Below are 15,408 nucleotides of genomic sequence, written 5' to 3'. Positions count from 1 at the left end.
GCCCAAACAACCGCTCCTGATGCGGCTGCCCGTGGTATCCCACCTGCGTAAGAGCGTCGGCCTCCAACGGGGGATGCTGATTGCCGGTGTCATCCTGAGCGGCCTCTTTGTGCTGACCAGCATCTTTGCCCCCTTGCTGGCCCCCTATGGCTATTCGCAACTCAGTGATGATTCCGGTTCGTTCCCCACCCAGCAGGCACCGAGTGCCAAGCACCTGTGGGGCACCACCGTGGGAGGCTATGACGTCCTTTCACGAGTGGTGTGGGGATCGCAGACCGCTGTGACCGTGATCGTGGTCTCCGTAGCGATGTCTCTGTTCCTTGGGGTGGCCCTGGGACTGCTGAGCGGCTACTTCGGAGGCTGGCTGGACAGGATCCTGGTGGTGGTGGCTGACGCCATCTACGCTTTCCCCACGCTCTTGCTGGCCATAGTGGTCTCCATTGTGATCAGCCGTGGCCAGTCCAGCTTCTGGGGCGGCATCTTCTCCTGCGCCTTCGCCATCACGGTGGTGTTCGTACCGCAGTACTTCCGGGTGATCCGGGCCGAAACCATTCGCCTGAAAGCCGAGCCGTTTGTGGAGTCGGCCAAGGTGCTGGGGGCCTCCAGCCTGCGGATCATCAGCCGTCACATCTTCAAGAACGCCACCCGGACGCTGCCGCTCATGTTCACCCTCAATGCCTCGGAGGCGATTCTTACCCTGGCCGGCCTTGGCTTCCTGGGCTTTGGCATCGAACCCACTTCGGCTGCTGAATGGGGCTTCGACCTCAACAAGGCCTTGGCGGACACCTCCTCCGGCATCTGGTGGACGGGTGTCTTCCCAGGCTTGGCCATCGTCCTGACAGTGCTTGGACTGACCCTGGTGGGCGAAAGCATCAATGACCTCAACGACCCCCGGATCCGGAGCCGCAAACGGGCCGGCGCCACCAAACCCAACGGTGCACAGTCCGGCACAACCGGGACCGCACCGGCGGAAGGACCCACGCCATGAGCATCAACCTCGGAGAAGTCCAGGACCACGCACCGCAAAGGGAACCGGTCCTGTCCATTGAGAAACTGCAGGTCACCTTTGCTACGGACGGCGGCGACGTCCGGGCGGTCAAAGATGTGAGCCTGGACGTGAGAGCCGGCGAAGTACTTGCCATTGTGGGCGAGTCAGGATCGGGCAAGACCGTCACGGCCAAGACCATTCTTGGGTTGCTTCCCGAAACAGCCATCAGTTCCGGCGCTGTCCTCATCAAGGGCAACAACGTGATCAGCCTCGGCACATCAGCCCTGCGCCGTATCCGCGGACGCGACGTTGCCATGGTCTTCCAGGAGCCTTCCACGGCACTGAACCCGGTCTTTACGGTGGGGTGGCAGATTGCCGAGGGCATCCGGGCCCACAGTACCGACGGGCACCGGGTTTCCGCCAAGGAAGCAAAGGCGCGTGCCACGGAGGCGCTGCGGAAGGTCGGAATCCCCGACCCGGAGACGAGGGTTGACTACTACCCGCATCAGTTTTCGGGCGGACAGAAGCAGCGTGTGGTCATCGCAGCTGCCCTGGCGTTGAACCCCGGGCTGATCGTGGCGGATGAGCCGACCACCGCGTTGGACGTGACCGTCCAAGCCGAAATCCTGCAGCTCCTGCGCGATCTGCGGGACAACTACGGCACCTCGATCGTCCTCATCACCCACAACATGGGAGTGGTGGCCGATCTCGCCGACCGTGTGGTGGTGATGTACCAAGGGGATGTGGTGGAGGAGGCGCCTTCCAAGGTGCTGTTCGCGGAACCCAAAGAGGAGTACACCCGGAAGCTCCTGGCCGCCGTACCCCACCTCGGGCGGAACTCAGCATCCGAGGGAGCCCGGGGACGCTTGCACCAGGACGGCAAGGTCCTGGTTGAGGCGAAGAACCTGGTGATCGAGTATCCCGGACGGTTTGGCAAGCACGGCTTCAAGGCCGTCGATGACGTCAGCTTCACGGTGTCCGAGAACGAAGTCTTTGGCTTGGTAGGCGAGTCGGGGTCCGGCAAATCCACCATCGGACGGGCCATTGCGGGCCTGACCAGGGTAACCGGGGGCAGCCTGAAGGTTCTCGGCTACGAAATGCTCGACTTCAAGGAGCGCACCTTCCGCCCCCTCAGGAAGGACATCGGCTTCGTCTTCCAGGACCCCGCAGCCTCGTTCAACCCCCACTTGACCATAGGGGAATGCGTCGCGGAACCACTGATGATCCATACCAAGCCAAGCGCTGCCGAGGCGCGCAAGCGGGTAGGCGAGTTGCTCGAATCAGTCCAGTTGCCGGCGTCGTACGCGCAGCGGTACCCGCACGAGTTGTCCGGCGGCCAGCGGCAGCGTGCCTCCCTGGCCCGGTCCCTCGCGCTGAATCCGCGCCTGCTCATTGCCGACGAACCTACCTCGGCCTTGGACGTCTCGGTCCAGGCGAAAGTCCTGGATCTCTTCAAGGACATCCAGGAGGAATACGGGTTCGCCGCGCTGTTCATCAGCCACGACCTGGCAGTGGTTGATATGTTGTCGCATTGGGTGGGGGTGCTTTACAAAGGCAAGCTGGTTGAACAGGGGATTGGCAACCACGTCATGGGCTCGCCGCAGCACGACTACACCAAGCGGCTGATCGCCTCGCTGCCGGTGCCGGACCCGGAGGAACAGGCCCGACGGCGGGAGGCCCACCGCGCGCTGCTGGGCGGAGCGACCCCGGGGTAACAACAACGCGGGGCCAAGTGCCACACCCTAGACTGGGAGGCATGACCGAGCAGAACAATGTCCTTCCTGATGACTCCGAATCCTTCGACCCGGCAGCGAGTTCCCTGTCCGGACAAGTGGACCGGGCCATCATGGACGAACTGTTGTCCATCCGCTCCAGCATCGACAACATCGATGCCACGCTCGTGTTCCTGCTCGCCGAGCGGTTCAAGGCCACCCAGAAGGTAGGCATCCTCAAAGCCACGCATAAGCTGCCGGCGGGTGATCCGGGACGGGAAGCCGCCCAGATCGCCCGCTTGCGGCGCTTGGCCGAGGACGCGCACCTTGATCCGGCGTTCGCCGAGAAGTTCCTCAACTTCATCATCAGCGAGGTCATCAGGCATCACGAGGCCATCGCCGAGAACCACCAGACCACCAATCAGCAGGCCTAGGCGTGGCAGAAGTACAGCAACACCGGACCAGCGCAACCGCACTGGGACCGTGGCCGGCGAACGACCCCGCTGAAGCGCTCCGCACCATCCGCGGAGAACTCGGGGACCCGCACGTGCCGTTCCTCCCCGAATTGCCGGACCGGGGCGTCGGCTCGGACCCTATCGGCCGGACGGGGAGCTTGCTGGTTGAGCTCGCGATCGACATCCAGCCACACGGCTGGCGGCTGGTGGACCGCCCGGGAAAGGACCTCCAGCGGGCGCGGTCGGCGCTGGCCTCCGACGTCAATGTGCTGGCCGACGTGGCGGGGGCCGAAGAGAATCCTGCGTCCGCAATCAAGATCCAGTTCGTGGGGCCGCTGAGCCTGGCAGCCGGACTTTACCTCCACAATGGCGAGCGGGCCCTGTTGGATTTCGGTGCGCGGAGGGATATCGCGGAGTCGCTCGCAGCAGGGGTGGCCGATCACCTTGGACGTATTCGTGCGGCCGTTCCTGGCGCAGAAATCGTGGTCCAACTGGATGAGCCGGACATCGCAGCCGTCATGGGCGGGACCATTCCCACCGCCAGCGGGTACCGAACCCTCAGGTCCATTGACGGCGAAGAAGTCACCGCTGCATGGCGGCTGGTCATCGAGGCGATCAAGGCAGCCGGGGCAGTAGAGACCGTCATTTCGGTGCCGGAGATCGAAGCGCCGTTTGAACGGATCATCACTGCCGGGGCTGACGGGATCGCCGTGCCGCTCAAGGCTTTGACCACACGCCAATGGGAACAGCTGGCCGCTGCCGTCGAAGCCGGGAAACGCCTGTGGGCCGGGGCTCTTGGCACGGAGAAGCCGCTGCCGAGGACGGCCGAAGTGGTGGACAGCATTTGGCGGCCTTGGCATCAGCTGGGTCTCCCGGCCGCCGGATTGTCCGGGATGCGCGTCACGCCCGCCACGGGCCTGGCGCACCTGAAACCTGCCGAAGCGCAGGCGGTCCTCACCAAACTGACACACGTTGCCGACGGACTGGACCAACTGGCCCTCGGCTAGGACGGGAACAACCGGCCCACGGTTTGGGCTGGACCGACTGGCCCGCGGCCAGGTTGTCACCGGCCCGGGATCAGATTCGCTCAGATGCGCTGTTCCCAGCGATCCGGTTCAGCGTACCGGGGCAGCGACTGTCCGGCGGCGCTGCCGGGCAAGTAGGGAACCAGCCGGTAGTCGAACCGGCCGGCGTAAACCAGGACGAGGCCTACCTGGGGTTGGATCACCTTCACCTGGATGCGGTGTTTGCCCTCTTCGGCGTCCCACCACTGTTCGGCATACGCGCGGGCATCCATGGCGCTGGGCAGGGGGATCCGAAGTGGTCCCAGGAACAGGCGGCTGTTTTTCGAAACTCCGCGGAGCTTTCCGTCCGGGGTGGCAGAGACCTCGAGGTCGGTGACAAGCCGCCGGTACCTGCCCACGTGGTCCACCAGCCGGTGGGCCCCGGCTTCAGGGATCGCGCTGGTGGTGTCATGAAACAACCGCGTTCCCGAGGGAAAGAAGATCTCTCGCCGTGCTGTCAGCGCGGCACGGTTGAAGGGGTCCACATGGGCGTGGTTTTCGATCCGGAAGGGAATGCCCTCGCCGTACTCCGGGAAGAACGCTTCCTCGCCGGTAGTCAGCGACAGGAAGGGGCGCAACCATATTTGGCGGCAGCCCACAACATCGAAAACACCCTGTCCTACTCCGTAGTGGCCCGATCCCGCGGAAAGGGAGAAATAGTCCTGAAGCTCCGGAGCCAGCTGTTCGAAGGCATCGCCCAGGGCCAGTTTGTAGATGGGTTGATTCATTGTGCAGTCAGTCCTTCCTAGAGTCGGCCGGCGGCTTTGAGCCGGATGTAGGCATCGGCGAGCATGGGCGGCAGCTCGAGCGGGTGCGCATCAACTACTTCAGCCCCAAGTTGGCGCAGCTGGTTTGAAACGGCAGCCCGTTCCAAGAGGGCCCGTTCAGCTGCGGCGGCGCGGAAAACCTGGCTCGCCGTCGTGCGTTCTTCCTTCATCGCGTCCAAAAGCGGATCACGTACGGATGCCACCACCACCACATGCTGCGTGGCCAGCCGGGCCACCAAGGGCAGGAGGCCCTCCTCGGGGGCACCGCCGTCGAGCGCGGTCAAGAGCACCACCAGGGAGCGATGCGCCGAGACGGCCCGCACCTGGCCGGGTATCTGTTGCCAATCGAGCTCGATGAGTTCGGCGTCCAGCGGTGCCATGGCCTGGACGAGCTGCCCCAACAGGTTCCCCTTCGACGCCGATTCGACCCGGGCGCGCAGCCGCCGGTCATACGCGAGGAAGTCCACCCTGTCGCCGCCCCGTTCAGCCAGGACGGCCAGCAGCAGCGCTGCTTCGATGCCCGTATCAAGCCTGGGCTCATCAGCGATCCGTGCTGCAGCTGTGCGTGAGGTGTCCAGCACGATCACCACCCGCCGGTCCCGCTCCGGACGCCACGTGCGAACCACCACGGAGGTACGCCGGGCTGTGGCCCGCCAATCGATGGATCGGACGTCGTCGCCGCGCACATAGTCCCGGAGGGAGTCGAATTCGGTTCCAGCGCCGCGGATCTGGACGGCTGCCCGGCCGTCCAGCTCCCGAAGTTTGCGGAGTTTGGAGGGCAGATGGCGTTTGGAATGGAACGGCGGAAGGACCCTCAGCTTGCCGGGCAGGGGACGGGTCCGTTGCCGGGCGGCGAGCCCCAAGGGGCCAAGGGAACGGATGGTCACGTGCGGCGATTCCAAGTCTCCCCGCCGGCTCGGGCACAACGTCACGGACATTCGACGGCGTTCAGCCGGCGGAACTGCCAGCGACTGGACGGCATAGGCCGCACCTGCCGAGGGTTGCCAGGCATCCCTGACCACGGCGCGGAGCCTGCGCCGGCTTCCGTTAGTCACCGTCAGCGTGGCAGTGACGCTGCTTTCAAGAGTCACATTGGGTGGCTGGCGCCGCTCCAACGTCACTTTGGCCGGTGACGCAGCCAGGACCAGATCGATGACCAGGAAGAGCAGGAGCGCTCCGGTAACGAGCAGCACTGTTGTCCATGCAGGAAAGAGCACCAAGGGAGCCAGCGCGGCGAACGCCAACAGGACAAAACGGCCCGTGATTGCCATTCAGGACGTCCTGGTCATCGGGGCACCGGCACGGAGGCCAGGATGCTGCCCAACACATCATCGACCTTGATACCGTCCATCTGGGCCTCAGGCCGCAACCCCACACGGTGCCGGAGGCACGGCAGGGACAACGCCTTGACGTCATCCGGCGTGACGAACGTCCGGTTCGACAGCCAAGCCCACGCCTTTGCGGAGTTGAGCAAAGCGGTGGCGCCACGGGGCGAGACGCCCAGCTGGAAGGATGGAGCCGATCGGGTGGCGCGGACAACGTCCACGATGTAGGCGAGGATCTCGGGAGCAACGGAAACCGCCGCCACCGCCTCGCGCGCACGGGCAAGCTCGGCGGCTCCCGCCACCGGACGCACTCCGGCCGCGCCGAGGTCGCGAGGATCAAAGCCCGCCGCGTGCCGGCGAATCACCTCAATTTCCTCCATCCGGTCCGGTAACCGCATGGTGAGTTTCAAAAGGAAACGGTCCAACTGGGCCTCGGGGAGGGGATACGTTCCTTCGTACTCCACCGGGTTCTGGGTGGCAGCCACGATGAAGGGTTCGGGCAACCGCCTGGAGACCCCGTCCACGGAAACCTGCCGTTCTTCCATGGATTCCAGGAGGGAGGCCTGGGTCTTGGGCGGAGTCCTGTTGATCTCGTCGGCGAGGAGGATGTTGGTGAACACCGGACCCTCCCTGAAGGAGAACTCCGAAGAGTGGGAATCGTAGACCAGGGATCCGGTGACATCGCCCGGCATCAGGTCCGGCGTGAACTGGACACGCTTGGTCTCCAGGCTCAAAGCGGTGGAGAGCGCCCTCACCAGCAGGGTCTTGGCCACCCCGGGGACGCCCTCCAGCAAGACGTGGCCGTCACACAGCAGGGCGATGAGCATGCCTGTGACAGTCGGGTCCTGGCCTACGACGGCCTTGCCCACTTCACGACGGACATTCAATAAGGCTTCCCGTGCAGGATCTTCCCGATGGCCTTGGTGCGGGTGCTCCGGGGCGACGGCCGGGGAACCACCCGCTGTAACCGCGTTGTCCGGGTACGCGCCGGTAGTTTCCGCGTAGCTGCTCGGCTGGTTGTTCATCGGCCCATGGCCTCCTGTTCGATTTGTTCCATGCGCTGGGCCCATTGGACCAGGTGTCCTTCAGTCTCCGGATGGGTGCTGAGCAGCAATGCTTGCATCTCCGGTACCGGCCTGCCGAGGCGATACGCCAAGGCATCAACAACCGCATCGGGGGTGGCGTCGGCTCCCAGCTTGAAATGCCTGGCCAGCCTGGTGAGGGTGCCGGCACGCAGGGTGTCCGCAGCGAGCCGCAACGCCCGTGAGTCCTGGTAAAGGCGCGCCCTGCCCTCGGCTGTCTCAGCCGCTTTCACGACGACCGGGAGGGGCTCAAAAACCAAGGGCCCCAACCGGCGTGCCCGCCACGCAATGGCAAGCAACGCCACAAACCCAAGCCACGGTCCGGCAACGGCCACCCACGGGGGAGCGAGCTCGCTGAGGGTTGGGGCCGAACGATCTGCTTGGATATCGGCCACGGAGGGCAAGTACCAGACCAGCTTCTCCGTGGTACCCAGCGTACGAATCGCCAGGGCGGCGTTCCCTTGATCGGCGAGGTGTTGGTTGTCCAGCAGGTCGGTGCTGCCCAAGACCACGAGCCTGCCCCCTTCGACCGCCGCATACAGTCCCGGTCCGCCGTCACGGATCGGATAGCAGACGGCGGGACCGGAATACACTGCGCCCCGCGCTGCGACGGGACCGGCAGCCTGCGCATCTTCCACTCCGCAGGCGGGATTCAACGTCGTTATGTCCTCAGGGACCACGCCGCCCGGACGGATATCGGCATCGAGGGCGCGCAGAACGGTCAGGCGGGGAGAAACCACCGTCATCCGGTTGGCGGAGTCCCGCAGCCCGGACAGCTGTTCGCCGTCGAGGAAACCCCGGGGATCATAGAGCAGCAAGCTTGCGTCCGGATCGCGTTCCAGCGCGGCTGTGGTCTCCTCCAGGGTGTCGGTGCTGGTGACGTCCACCCCGTGCTGGCTGAGGATTTCAGCCACGGCCATGGCACCTCCCGGACCGGGGTTGTTGGCGGACAACCGCCTGGAGTCCTGGGCGGCTGCTTGCCGATCCACCACAAGGTAGGTGACGAGCCCGGCGAAGAGCAAAGCCAGGATGATCCACAGTGCGTTTCTCCGGAACCACTGTCCGGCCCGGGGGTGCCGGTCGCGGTGTTGCGGCTTATTGGGCTCGGTCGCGGGTTCTCCCGTCCGGGCTTCGGCCAGGGTTTCCGTGCGGCTCATCGAGGCACCGCGAATCCTGTGGCCGCAGGTGCGCCAAACTCCGGTGCCATGCCAAGAAGCTCGGAATCAACGGCGCATACGGCCTCAAAATCGGCTCTGTGCGCAGGCATTCCGCCGTAGAGGACGGCGTCGAAGCTTCTTGCCGCATCCGTCAGGCGCAGCCTTGCGATAGGGAAGACCCCGCCCAGTTGCACGGCTGCTTCATCGGCCGTGCGGCCGGGCCTCGCCTCAATGATGTCGCGTTCCTCCGAGGACCGGACCACAGCGCGGAACTGTTCGACGACGGCGGCCCGCCAGTCGCCGTCGTCCGCGGCAGCCGCCGCCCGTTGCCGGTATGCCGCAGCGTCCAACACCGGCTCATCGCCGAAGACGTCGGGAACAGGTTTCCTGCGACGCGCGTTCAGCCTGGGACGGACCACGATGACGGCCACCACAATGAGCGCAATGGCCAGGGCGATGATGACGGGAACGGCGATTCCGTTGCCCGGCGACCCGGAGTCGCTGCCAAGGGAAGCCAGCCAGTCCAGGAAATCCTGCCATACCTGCTCCAGCCAGCTTGGCTGCGCGTCCGGGTATTTGGGCTTGGACAGTTCTTCCTCCGCCCATCGCCGTGCTTCGTTCCGGTCCGGACTCACCGGTGGTTCCAAGACAGCGATTGCACTGGGAATCCGCAGGAAAGCTCCCGTCATGCCGACGGCCACCCGGCACTTCTCCCTCGCGGGGCACCGGGAATCCCGTCAGGGTCGGCGCCGGACTCCATGAGCCTCATCAACTCGACGTCCAGTCCTTCCCGGCGCATCCGCAGGTCCATATAGATCAGGGCGGAGACGGAAGTCTGGAAGGCGAAGGTTATGGAACCTACCAGCGTTGAAACGACCGTGGAGATAATCGTGGTTACCAGCAGGGCCGAACTCATGGAAGCGAAATCCGGATGCGGCGAGACCACCGAGCCGACCGCGCCCGAAGCCAACTGCACCGGGATCTGGACGACGTAGCCGATAACCCCAACCAAGAGGTTCACGACGATCGTGATGCCGAAAATCCGCCACCAGCTGTTCTTGGTCAACTGCCAGGAGCGCAGCAGGCCCTGGTAGATTCCCACCCGCTCAACCACGATCGCCGCCGGTGCGAACATGAGCTTGATGGCGATCCAGAGGTACAGGACAAACGCCCCAAGCCACAAAGGAATGACCAAAGCAAAAGCGGCAGGGCCCAAATTCATCAGCAGCACCACGGCAATGCCGGCGACGGCTGCCATAGCCAGGAGTGCTGCGAAGGTCAGCAGGGCAGCCACGCCCAGCAACGGCCAAATCCGTGGGGCGGCCAGCTTCCACATGGCCTTGAAGCCTGTCCTCCGGTTCAGCACCGACCGGGATACCGGGACCACCAGCACGCCTTGGAGTACTGACCCCAGGAATGCCATGAGCATGGTGATGCCAAGCGCCCCGGCCATCATCCCGATGAAAGGGCCAAGGAGGCCGTCCAGTTCGGCACGTGATTCCACGGTATCCAGCGAATCGACCGCTTGGAGCAAGCCCAAGGAAACGGCCCCCAGAAGGGTCTGGCTGATGGCTTGGACGATCAACGCTGAACCGACCATGGCCGCGGCATTGCGGCGGATGGTCTGGAACGCGCCGTCGAGTATTTCCCCGAACTGCAGCGGACGCAACGGGATGATGCCTGGTTTGGGAGGTGCTACATATAGGGGTTGTCCATAGGGTGGCTGTCCGGGGGGCATGCCCGGCTGCGGCCAACCCGTTGGCGGCTGGGCCGGCCAAGGCTGTTGTCCGGCCGCCGGCTGGTGTGCCGGCGGGGATACCGGGGGAGTGGGCCACACCGGGGTGCCTCCCCACTGCGGCTGGGCACCCCAACCCGGCTGGGCACCGGCAGGTGGCTGCTGGCCGTGCTCTGGTTGTGACACGAATTCCTCCCCATCAGACCCGGCCCGCCGCTTATCGACGTCCCCCAAACGGACCTTCGGACCCCAGCCTATAGTCACGGCGCCATACCTCCTAGCATGACCTTCCGGCCTTTCGTGGCGGCCCTGTTGAAGGCTTTGCAGTACGGTGGAAGAGGCCTGTGGGGCGCCATGCCGTGCGCCCGCCCAGCAGGACAAAGGCATGTGGATAAGGGAACATATAACTATGAAGGCACGCATTCTGGTAGTTGACGACGACGAGGCACTCGCGGAAATGATTGGCATTGTGCTGCGCAACGACGGCTTCGAACCGGTGTTCTGCGCAGACGGCGGCCAGGCCCTCGATGTCTTCCGTTCGTCAAAGCCGGACCTCGTGCTCCTGGACCTGATGCTTCCGGGATCCGACGGCATTGAGGTGTGCCGGCAGATCCGTGGGGAATCGGATGTTCCGATCGTCATGCTCACCGCCAAGTCGGACACCTCGGATGTGGTTCGCGGCCTGGAATCCGGCGCGGATGACTACGTGCCGAAGCCATTCAAACCTGCCGAGCTCGTGGCGCGGGTGCGGGCCCGCCTCCGTCCCGGTGAGCAAAAGGCACCTGAAACGCTGCGGATCGCCGATGTCACCATTGACGTGGCCGGACACATGGTCACCCGCGGTGGTGAGAGGATTTCGCTCACGCCCCTCGAATTCGATCTCCTGGTGGCTTTGGCCCGCAAGCCTTGGCAGGTGTTCACGCGTGAGCTGCTCCTGGAACAGGTCTGGGGTTACAGGCACGCCGCGGACACCCGGTTGGTGAATGTTCATGTCCAGCGTTTGCGCTCCAAGATCGAGCGCGATCCCGAAGCGCCTGAGGTTGTATTGACGGTTCGTGGTGTCGGATATAAAGCAGGTTCCTGAGTCGTCCCCCGGTAAGGCCGGCCAAGAGGAAACCGAACAGCCTCCCGCCGGCACCGGTACACAGCCGGACGTCCCGCCTGCGGAACGTCAGACGTCGGAAGGGGCCTCTTCCTCCAGCCACCGCCAAGAGCGGAACGTGCGGTGGCTGATGTCGCGCGCGCGTATCTGGACGCGCCGTGGCCTCATACTGGTGCTCAGGGTGTCGCGGCTGGTTTCCATCGGCATTCGGCAGATCCGGCCGGGACTGCGCTTCCTCTGGGGCTCACTGCTTAAGAGGTGGCGGCGGTCCCTTGAGTTCAGGACTGTCCTCACCACGTTGCTGCTGGCGGTGACGTCCTTTGCCATCGTCGGGGCATACCTCTCGAACCAGATCGCCAACAACCTCTTCCAGGAACGCCTCGCCCAAGCGGAATCGGAGTCCCGTTACAACGTCAAGCAGGTCCAGGACACTTTCGACGGCGCTCAGGTCACGGATCAGTCCAGCGTCATCACGCTGGTGTACGACACCCTCACTGCGGTGGAAGGCCGGGGTTCGGTCATCCAGCGCCGCTACGTCTTCGAAGCCGTCCCGGAACAGACCAAGCCCCGCAACCGATGGGTCGAGTCACGCGCTTCGGACCAATTGACTGTCCGCGTCATCCCTCCTGAACTCCGCAAAGCGGTGCAGGAAGGAGGGAAGCAACAATTCTGGGCTTCGATGGAGTTCCCGGTGGGCAACGAGGACCGTCCCGGCATCGCCGTGGGCAACAAGGTCACGTTCAACGGGACCATGTACGAGCTCTATCTCATCTATGACCTCAACACGGCGCAGAAGACGTTGGACGAGATCCAGAACGTCCTGCTGGCCGGTGGCGCAGCACTGGTGCTCATGATCGGTGCCGTCGCCTGGTACGTCACCCGGAACGTCGTCAGCCCAGTCAGCCATGCCGCCGTCGTTTCCGAAAAGCTCGCGGCAGGCCAACTGCAGGAGCGGATGGTGGTCAAGGGGGAAGACGAGGTGGCCCGCCTCGGAGCATCCTTCAACCACATGGCTGCGAGCCTGCAGGAGCAGATCACCCAGCTTGCCACTCTCTCCCAGATGCAGCAGCGCTTCGTCTCAGACGTTTCGCACGAATTGAGGACCCCGCTGACCACGGTGCGGATGGCCGCGGAAGTCCTGTACGACGCCCGCGAAGACTTCGATCCCATGAACAAGAGATCGGCCGAGCTCCTCTACAACCAGGTGGAACGATTCCAGTCACTGCTTTCGGACCTGCTGGAGATCTCGCGCTTCGACGCGGGAGCGGCCGTCCTGGACGCCGAGCCGCAGGATATATTCCAAGTCCTGGGCCAAGTTATTGAAGGCGCAGCTCCGGTGGCTGAGGAGTATGGTTCCGAGGTCCTCCTGCACGCCCGTGAGAAGAGCATCATCGTGGAAATGGACTCGAGGCGCATCGACCGTATCCTTCGGAACCTGGTACTGAACGCCCTCGAGCACGGGGAAGGCCGGCCGGTCCACATTTCCGTTGCAGCCAACCAGGATGCTGTGGCCATCGCAGTCCGTGACCACGGAATCGGGATGACCCCCACAGAGGCGGCCCGTGTGTTCGACCGCTTCTGGCGGGCCGACCCCGCCCGCGCCAGGACAACCGGGGGGAGCGGCCTGGGCCTGTCCATCGCCGCCGAGGACACCAAGCTGCACAATGGTTGGTTGCAGGCGTGGGGCCGCAAGGGCGTTGGTTCGAACTTCAGGTTGACCTTGCCGCTGCGGCAGGGAGGGACAATCCTCAAATCACCCCTCCAACTGGAACCCGCGGAATTCGCCGTGAGCGGCATAGAGCCGGGGGCAGTGCTCGAACGGCAAGTGCTGTTGCTCAGCGCAGCAGCGGACGACCCCACGGCCTGGCCGGCTTCGGATGAGTTGGGTGCGCCCCTTGGGGACGCCGGCGTGGTACCTGCCGAACATCAAAACCCGGGTGCGGTTGACGACGCCGGACAGGGCACCCGCGACGACGACGTCGAGGCAGGGAACCATGACGTTCCCGGCGCTGAAGACCGGCCGGAGCAAGGGAAAGGACCGACGTCGTGAATCGCCAACAAGCCCGCAAACGCGCCTTCGTGGCCATGCTGGCGATCCTGATGGTCCTGCTGGCTTCCTGTGCGCAGATTCCCCGGTCCGGACCGGTTGGCAAGAGCAAGGATGAGGGCGCCGGAAACGCCAACGCCCCCGTCTTCTTTCCGGCGGCACCTCGCGCCGGAGCAAGTCCGGAAGCCGTGATCGAGGACTTCTACATGGCGGGCAGCGGCTACGAGGACGACTACCCTGTAGCACGCCAGTACCTCACCCAGGCGCAGTCCGTCACCTGGAAGCCTGACAAACGTGCCTTGGTGTTCCGTGAGGCGCAGGTTGTTAAGACGGCCATTGAAAACGAATACGTCTACCAGCTGGATGTTGCCTATTCCGTGGATGCCGACGGCATAGCAACCCAGTACCCGGCTGGAACCAAGGAATCCATTCCCGTCACCCTGGACCAAGTGGAAGGGGAGTGGCGGATTTCCAAGGTGCCGGACGGGACAGCCATACCCGAGGAAACCTTCAAGGTCATCTACGGTGCCTATCCCATCTACTTCTACGACCCCACCTTCACTTATGCGGTGCCGGACTACCGCTGGTTCATTAAGAAGAAGACCGTCAAGTCGATGACCAGCGCCTTGCTCGCCGGTCCCGCACCCTACTTGCGTGGCGCCGTCGTCAGCGCTTTTCCGTCCGGGATGAAGCTGGCCCGTGAGTCGGTCCCCGTCGTGTCCGGGTCCGCGCAAGTGGACCTCTCGGCGAAGGAGCTTTTTGACGCCTCGGCCGAGGACCGCCAACGCATGCAGAACCAGTTGGCTTTGACATTCAGGAGCCAACCGGACGTGATAAACGTCCAACTGCGTGCAGACCAGGACCTGGTCCGGGTGGACGATGACGGTTCCGTCCTCCCGCCTGTGGTTGACCGAAGCGTTCCCGCCCGCCAAATAGCCATCAACAACGGGGAATTGGTCCGCTACGAGAACAACAGGATCTCACCCTTGCCTGACATTCGGTCGGTGGCGGGCCTGGGGCCGCATGCACCGGCCGAGTCGCCCGTGTCCCAAACCATCGCGTTCCTCAACGGAGACAAGACCACCCTGTACGTCATAGAGCCCGGACAGGAAACGGCCAGGCAACTGACCACCAGGAGCACCCTCACCGGGCCTTCTTTCAGTCCCGGTGATTGGGTTTGGACTGCCGGTCCCGGTGCCAGCGGTGCCACGGAAGTGGTCGCCTTCAAACCCACGGGCATTGCAGCAGGCATGGCTATGCCGTCAGTGACCATGACCCCGGCCTGGTTGTCGGGCAGGACGGTCAAGGACTTCCGTGTTTCCAGGGAAGGAACCCGGGCGCTGGTTATTTCCGAAGCCAACGGAAAGACGGCGGTACAGGTGGCCGGCATAGTGCGCAATTCCGACGGGACTCCGAAGGACCTTACGGTGCCCGTAAACCTGGTCACCTCTTCCGAACCGGACCAGGGCGTGTGGGTCAACGGTTCTTCGGTGGCAGTGATGGCGGGGTCCGCCACGGCAACCGTGGTTCCGGAACTGCTGTCCTTGGCATCAGGGGATCCCCAGCAGCTTGCGCCCTGGGACGGTCTCACGAGCCTGAGCGCCGGCAATGGCCCGGAGCAAATATTCGGCCAATCCGAGGCCGGGGTCTTCCAACGCGTAGGAAACGGTTGGGAGCTACAACTCAAAGGACCTACGGAGCCTTCCTTCCCGGGATGAGGTCCGCCGCTTCAAGGTTATTCACGCTCAAGGTTATTCACATAGCCGCGCGGGTGGCTGCCGACTAAGCCACCCGCGCGTCAGGCTTGGGACATGCTAAACACATACGCCATCCGTGGGCGGTGGCTGCTGTGACGTCCGCGGTCCGCAGTCCCCGCAATCCCCGGAGTCCGGCCACGTCTTTGCTTGCCCGCCGCGACCCTGACCTGGACTCCCGGGATCCCGGAGTTGCCCGCAGGCGCGGCGAATACCGTGC

The 15,408-nt window shown here is 64.3% G+C and carries 12 protein-coding genes and 1 pseudogene; 7 read left to right on the top strand and 6 right to left on the bottom strand.

Features of this window, described 5'->3' with window-relative positions:
* The first annotated feature begins 19 nt into the window (after positions 1 to 19).
* From AUR_RS03895 to AUR_RS03880, 4 genes are read left to right on the top strand one after another with little or no spacing between them, the layout of a single operon-like run.
* On the top strand, positions 20 to 988 hold the full coding sequence (locus AUR_RS03895) for an ABC transporter permease (RefSeq protein WP_021471854.1): 969 nt from the start codon (positions 20 to 22) through the stop codon (positions 986 to 988).
* A complete protein-coding gene (locus AUR_RS03890) occupies positions 985 to 2,703 on the top strand; it encodes an ABC transporter ATP-binding protein (protein WP_021471855.1) in 1,719 nt (572 codons plus the stop codon). Before AUR_RS03895 ends, AUR_RS03890 begins: the two co-directional genes overlap by 4 nt.
* A gap of 41 nt (positions 2,704 to 2,744) precedes the next feature.
* Positions 2,745 to 3,134, top strand: coding sequence for a chorismate mutase (locus tag AUR_RS03885; protein ID WP_021471856.1), 390 nt, complete (start codon positions 2,745 to 2,747; stop codon positions 3,132 to 3,134).
* Positions 3,135 to 3,136: 2 nt separating this feature from the next.
* Positions 3,137 to 4,162, top strand: a complete 1,026-nt coding sequence (locus AUR_RS03880; RefSeq protein ID WP_062097276.1) for a uroporphyrinogen decarboxylase/cobalamine-independent methonine synthase family protein — start codon at positions 3,137 to 3,139, stop codon at positions 4,160 to 4,162.
* Between the two features lie 80 nt (positions 4,163 to 4,242).
* Here AUR_RS03880 and AUR_RS03875 read toward each other — a convergent pair whose 3' ends face one another.
* The 6 genes from AUR_RS03875 to AUR_RS03850 are packed head-to-tail and all read right to left on the bottom strand — an operon-like array spanning position 4,243 to position 10,471.
* The gene (locus tag AUR_RS03875) at positions 4,243 to 4,947 is read right to left on the bottom strand and encodes a DUF4166 domain-containing protein (protein WP_062097274.1); all 705 of its coding nucleotides are present in this window, start codon (positions 4,945 to 4,947) and stop codon (positions 4,243 to 4,245) included.
* A 17-nt stretch (positions 4,948 to 4,964) separates the two neighbouring features.
* Positions 4,965 to 6,257, bottom strand: coding sequence for a DUF58 domain-containing protein (locus AUR_RS03870; protein ID WP_062097272.1), 1,293 nt, complete (start codon positions 6,255 to 6,257; stop codon positions 4,965 to 4,967).
* Between the two features lie 14 nt (positions 6,258 to 6,271).
* Complete coding sequence (locus AUR_RS03865) at positions 6,272 to 7,336, bottom strand: AAA family ATPase (RefSeq protein WP_082694393.1); 1,065 nt, start codon at positions 7,334 to 7,336, stop codon at positions 6,272 to 6,274.
* Positions 7,333 to 8,550 carry a DUF4350 domain-containing protein gene (locus AUR_RS03860; protein ID WP_128397048.1) on the bottom strand — a complete coding sequence of 406 codons (1,218 nt, stop codon included), beginning with the start codon at positions 8,548 to 8,550 and terminating at the stop codon, positions 7,333 to 7,335. The genes AUR_RS03865 and AUR_RS03860 overlap by 4 nt, the downstream gene beginning before the upstream one ends.
* Entirely contained in the window at positions 8,547 to 9,239 is a 693-nt protein-coding gene (locus AUR_RS03855) for a DUF4129 domain-containing protein (RefSeq protein ID WP_062099259.1), read from the bottom strand. Before AUR_RS03855 ends, AUR_RS03860 begins: the two co-directional genes overlap by 4 nt.
* Positions 9,236 to 10,471, bottom strand: coding sequence for a DUF7847 domain-containing protein (locus tag AUR_RS03850; protein ID WP_241650855.1), 1,236 nt, complete (start codon positions 10,469 to 10,471; stop codon positions 9,236 to 9,238). The genes AUR_RS03855 and AUR_RS03850 overlap by 4 nt, the downstream gene beginning before the upstream one ends.
* A 223-nt stretch (positions 10,472 to 10,694) precedes the next feature.
* Between AUR_RS03850 and mtrA the strand changes: the two genes are divergently transcribed.
* From mtrA to AUR_RS03835, 3 genes and pseudogenes are all read left to right on the top strand, one after another.
* Positions 10,695 to 11,369 carry an MtrAB system response regulator MtrA gene (mtrA, locus tag AUR_RS03845; protein ID WP_021471864.1) on the top strand — a complete coding sequence of 225 codons (675 nt, stop codon included), beginning with the start codon at positions 10,695 to 10,697 and terminating at the stop codon, positions 11,367 to 11,369.
* A 148-nt stretch (positions 11,370 to 11,517) separates the two neighbouring features.
* Positions 11,518 to 13,269: pseudogene (mtrB, locus tag AUR_RS03840) on the top strand (MtrAB system histidine kinase MtrB); the annotation flags it as partial.
* A gap of 164 nt (positions 13,270 to 13,433) precedes the next feature.
* Positions 13,434 to 15,152 carry an LpqB family beta-propeller domain-containing protein gene (locus AUR_RS03835; protein ID WP_263884665.1) on the top strand — a complete coding sequence of 573 codons (1,719 nt, stop codon included), beginning with the start codon at positions 13,434 to 13,436 and terminating at the stop codon, positions 15,150 to 15,152.
* Positions 15,153 to 15,408 lie beyond the last annotated feature (256 nt).

Origin of the sequence: Paenarthrobacter ureafaciens (assembly GCF_004028095.1) — a bacterium.
Taxonomy (GTDB): domain Bacteria; phylum Actinomycetota; class Actinomycetes; order Actinomycetales; family Micrococcaceae; genus Arthrobacter; species Arthrobacter ureafaciens.
This window is presented reverse-complemented; position numbering and strand designations above follow the sequence as displayed.

Coding starts and splice junctions, on each gene's coding strand:
- AUR_RS03865 (WP_082694393.1), bottom strand. CDS start 7,336: ATGAACAACCAGCCGAGCAGCTACGCGGAAACTACCGGCGCGTACCCG.
- AUR_RS03895 (WP_021471854.1), top strand. CDS start 20: ATGCGGCTGCCCGTGGTATCCCACCTGCGTAAGAGCGTCGGCCTCCAA.
- AUR_RS03855 (WP_062099259.1), bottom strand. CDS start 9,239: ATGACGGGAGCTTTCCTGCGGATTCCCAGTGCAATCGCTGTCTTGGAA.
- AUR_RS03885 (WP_021471856.1), top strand. CDS start 2,745: ATGACCGAGCAGAACAATGTCCTTCCTGATGACTCCGAATCCTTCGAC.
- AUR_RS03875 (WP_062097274.1), bottom strand. CDS start 4,947: ATGAATCAACCCATCTACAAACTGGCCCTGGGCGATGCCTTCGAACAG.
- mtrA (WP_021471864.1), top strand. CDS start 10,695: ATGAAGGCACGCATTCTGGTAGTTGACGACGACGAGGCACTCGCGGAA.
- AUR_RS03890 (WP_021471855.1), top strand. CDS start 985: ATGAGCATCAACCTCGGAGAAGTCCAGGACCACGCACCGCAAAGGGAA.
- AUR_RS03860 (WP_128397048.1), bottom strand. CDS start 8,550: ATGAGCCGCACGGAAACCCTGGCCGAAGCCCGGACGGGAGAACCCGCG.
- AUR_RS03870 (WP_062097272.1), bottom strand. CDS start 6,257: ATGGCAATCACGGGCCGTTTTGTCCTGTTGGCGTTCGCCGCGCTGGCT.